The organism is Planococcus sp. APC 3906 (assembly GCF_030407685.1).
Classification (GTDB): domain Bacteria; phylum Bacillota; class Bacilli; order Bacillales_A; family Planococcaceae; genus Planococcus; species Planococcus koreensis.
In genome coordinates this window covers 1-4,181 of record NZ_JASDCW010000056.1, presented here as the reverse complement: position 1 = coordinate 4,181, position 4,181 = coordinate 1, and the positions used below count along the sequence as shown (strand labels likewise).

At 34.2% G+C, this 4,181-nt stretch carries 4 protein-coding genes; all 4 read left to right on the top strand.

Features of this window, described 5'->3' with window-relative positions:
* The coding region (locus QMA09_RS16860; RefSeq protein ID WP_290213967.1) for a glycosyltransferase at nt 1–694 on the top strand (694 nt) is incomplete at its 5' end.
* A gap of 136 nt (nt 695–830) precedes the next feature.
* Nucleotides 831–1,856: a polysaccharide biosynthesis protein gene (locus QMA09_RS16855; RefSeq protein ID WP_290213966.1), complete on the top strand. Its 1,026-nt coding sequence runs from the start codon at nt 831–833 to the stop codon at nt 1,854–1,856.
* Entirely contained in the window at nt 1,853–2,965 is a 1,113-nt protein-coding gene (locus tag QMA09_RS16850) for a polysaccharide biosynthesis C-terminal domain-containing protein (RefSeq protein WP_290213965.1), read from the top strand. Before QMA09_RS16855 ends, QMA09_RS16850 begins: the two co-directional genes overlap by 4 nt.
* Before the next feature lie 2 nt (nt 2,966–2,967).
* Nucleotides 2,968–4,098, top strand: a complete 1,131-nt coding sequence (gene wecB / locus QMA09_RS16845; protein ID WP_290213964.1) for a non-hydrolyzing UDP-N-acetylglucosamine 2-epimerase — start codon at nt 2,968–2,970, stop codon at nt 4,096–4,098.
* The last annotated feature ends 83 nt before the right edge of the window (nt 4,099–4,181 follow it).

Genomic DNA, 4,181 nt, shown 5'->3' with positions numbered 1-4,181 from the left:
AAATTACTATAAAAAAGAAAGTAAGACTTTAATTTTACCACCTTTAGCAAGTGAGTATTATAGCAATGAAGTAAAAAAAGTGGGAAATAAAAATCGAAAAATAATATGCTATGCAGGAGTTCCTTTTAGAAAAGGACAAGAGCTAAAAAATTACTCTAACTTAAAGGATAGAATTGATATAACGATTGAATTGTTAGATAAAGCAAAAAAAAACAACTGTGATTTTATTTTTAATATTTATGGTTTTACGAAAGAGGAATACTTAAAAGTACTTCCGAAACAGAAGGTTTATTTAGAGAATTTAGCTAATAATATTTTTTTTCATGGAATGAAAGATAATTCTGAAGTAGTTAAAAGTCTAATGAGATCAGATTTTAGTATGTTGTATAGAGATGTTAATAGAGATACAACTGCTGGATTCCCCACTAAAGTATCTGAAAGTCTAAATTCAGGAATACCGGTCATTACTACCAAAACCTCAGATTTAGAAAATTATATAGTAGAAGGAAAAAATGGATTCTTTTTAAATATGGAAGACAAAATTTTGAGACAGCAACAATTTGAGCGGATTTTAAATTTAGATGAAGAAAAAGTGTATTTAATGAAAAAATATTGCAATGAGAATAGAATTTTCTATTACAAGAGGTTCGAAAACATAACTAAGGAATTTTTCAACAATTTTAATATAAAGTAAATATAAGTTAAATATAATTTTTAGCAGAATGCAAGATATTTTTTTCTGAAAATAGAATAAATATCTAGTTAAGCTCTGATACTCTCGTTAAAAATAGATTTGCATAAGTAATATTATGTACAGATAGGAGAAAAAAATGTTTGAAAATAAAATTTTACTAATAACTGGTGGAACAGGTTCATTCGGGAACGCTGTATTAAAAAGGTTTTTAGAAACGGACATTAAAGAAATTCGGATTTTCTCCAGAGATGAAAAGAAGCAGGAAGACATCCGCAAGCAATTCAACAATACCAAAGTGAAATTTTATATTGGTGATGTCCGAGACATTAACAGTGTAAATACAGCTATGGTAAATGTTGATTATGTTTTTCACGCAGCTGCGTTGAAGCAAGTTCCTTCATGTGAATTTTTTCCCATGGAAGCAGTTAAAACAAACGTTCTGGGAACAGAGAATGTTCTTAATTCTGCTATCCAACATAATGTTAAAAACGTGATCAGCCTATCAACCGATAAAGCAGTTTATCCGATAAATGCTATGGGAATTTCAAAAGCGATGATGGAGAAAGTGACTGTTGCAAAATCCCGTACTGTTGATTTCGAAGATACCACAATAAGCGGAACGCGTTATGGCAATGTAATGGCTTCCCGTGGATCGGTGATTCCTCTTTTTATCGAACAGATTAAATCTGGAAATCCCCTCACAATTACTGACCCCGAAATGACTAGATACTTAATGTCCCTAGATGATGCTGTAGAATTGGTTCTCTTCGCTTTCACTAATGCAAACCAAGGTGATATCTTTGTTCAAAAAGCGCCAGCTTCAACAATTGGAGAACTTGCACAAGCACTTAAAGAGCTATTTAAAGCAGACAATCCTATTGAAGTAATTGGTACTCGCCACGGTGAGAAGTTATATGAAACACTTCTGACTCGCGAAGAAATGGCTGTAGCTAAAGATATGGGCGGCTATTATCGAATACCTGCCGATAACCGTGATCTAAACTACAATAAGTTTTTCACAGAAGGCGAAGAAGAAATCTCAGAAGGCTGGGAATACAATTCCCACAATACTCACCGCCTTTCTATTCAAGAGATCAAAAATCTTTTATTGACTTTAGATATAGTTCAAGAAGAACTAGCTAAAATGGGTGTTACTCAATGACTAAAATTCTAATTACAGGTGCATCCGGTTTTATCGGAAAAAACTTGGCTACTGAATTGAAAAACCAGGGGTACACAGAGTTGCTATTATTTAATAGAAACAACTCTCTAAGGGATTTAGAAGAATACACTAAGCAATGCGAATTCGTTTATCACTTAGCGGGTGTCAACCGTCCAGAAAAAGAAGAGGAATTTATGGCAGGAAATTACGATTTGACGTCCTCGCTGCTAGAGCTTCTAAAAAAGAACAAGAATACATCACCGGTGTTGATGACTTCTTCTATTCAAGCTGAAAAAGATAACGCTTATGGTCGAAGCAAGAAGGCTGGAGAAGACTTGGTATTTAAGTACTCACATGAAACTGCTTCAAAGGTGTATGTATACAGAATGCCAAATGTCTTCGGAAAATGGAGCAAGCCAAACTATAATACAGTAGTCGCGACGTATTGTTATAACATCGCTAGAGATATCGAAATTCAAGTAAACAATCCAGAGGCGGATCTATCGTTGACATACATAGACGATGTTTTAGTGGAATTCATAAATGCATTAAACGGAACTCCAACTCAACAAGATCAGTATTGTAAAATTCCGGTTGTCCATTCGGTTACACTCGGAAGTCTAGCGGATACGATTAGATCATTTAAAGAAATCCGTAAAAATCTCGCTGTACCAAATATGGCCGATAGACTCACTAAAAAGCTTTATAGCACTTACTTAAGTTTCTTGCCAGAGACCGATTTTGCATACGATTTAAAGATGAATACAGATAATAGAGGGTCGTTTACTGAATTCCTGCGTACGCCGGACCGTGGCCAAGTTTCAGTTAACATCTCCAAACCTGGAATTACGAAAGGGAATCATTGGCATCATACAAAAAATGAAAAATTTTTAGTGGTCAGCGGTGAAGCCTTAATCAGATTTAGAAATATTGATTCAGAAGAAATCATTGAATATCAAGTGAATGGAGAAAAGCTCCAGGTAGTCGATATCCCTGTAGGATATACACACTCAATTGTAAATGTAGGAGAAACAGATTTAGTCACTATCATGTGGGTCAATGAAAGCTTTGATCTGAAAAAGCCAGATACGATTTTTTTGGAGGTTTAAGAATGAATAAATTAAAAGTAATGACAGTTGTTGGAACCAGACCGGAAATTATCCGTTTATCCGCTGTCATTAATAAATTAGAAGAGTCGAATGCGATAGAACATATATTAGTACATACAGGTCAAAATTATGATTATGAGTTGAACGAAGTGTTTTTCAAAGACTTCAATCTTAGAAAACCTGATTTTTTCCTAAATGCTGCGAATGGTACAGCTATAGAAACAATCGGAAATATTTTAGTAAAGATAGATCCGATACTTGAAGAAGTTCAACCTGAAGCATTTTTAGTTCTAGGCGACACTAACAGTTGCCTCTGCGCAATTGCTGCAAAAAGAAGACAGATTCCAATTTTTCATATGGAAGCCGGAAATCGTTGCTTTGACCAGCGTGTGCCAGAAGAAACAAATAGAAAGATTGTCGATCATACAGCAGATATAAATTTAACTTATAGTGATATTGCTAGAGAATATCTATTAAAAGAGGGTCTTCCAGCAGATCGTATTATTAAAACTGGAAGCCCGATGTTTGAAGTTTTGGAATCAAGAAAAGTTGATATAGAAAACTCTAATATTCTTGGGAAATTGCAACTTGAAGAAGGACAGTTTTTTGTAGTATCGGCTCACCGGGATGAAAATATAAATTCAGAAACCAATTTTTTAGACTTAGTGGAAAGCTTAAATGCAATTGCAGACAAATATAAATTGCCGGTAATCGTTAGCACACACCCACGAACGCAAAACATGATTATTGCAAAGAATATTAAGTTCCATTCATTGGTCAAGACAATGAAACCTCTTGGGTTCAATGACTATGTGAAACTTCAAACAAAGGCGAAAGCTGTTTTGAGTGATAGTGGGACCATTAGCGAAGAGTCTTCAATTCTTGGGTTTAGAGCGCTTAATATTAGGCAGGCTCATGAACGGCCTGAGGCGATGGAAGAAGCTGCTGTGATGATGGTTGGTTTGAATAAAGTAAGAGTATTACAAGGTTTAGAAATTTTAGATACACAAAAGGAAAATACTTTAAGACAAGTTAAAAACTATAGCATGCCTAATGTTTCTGAAAAAGTATTGAGGATAATTATATCTTACACTGATTATGTTAATAGAGTAGTTTGGGGGAAACTACTTTAAAGAAAATAAGATATTACAGAATAATAATTAAAATAACTTACAAGCTACAAGTGTAGTTTAATTAAAAGGCGGAATATAGATTA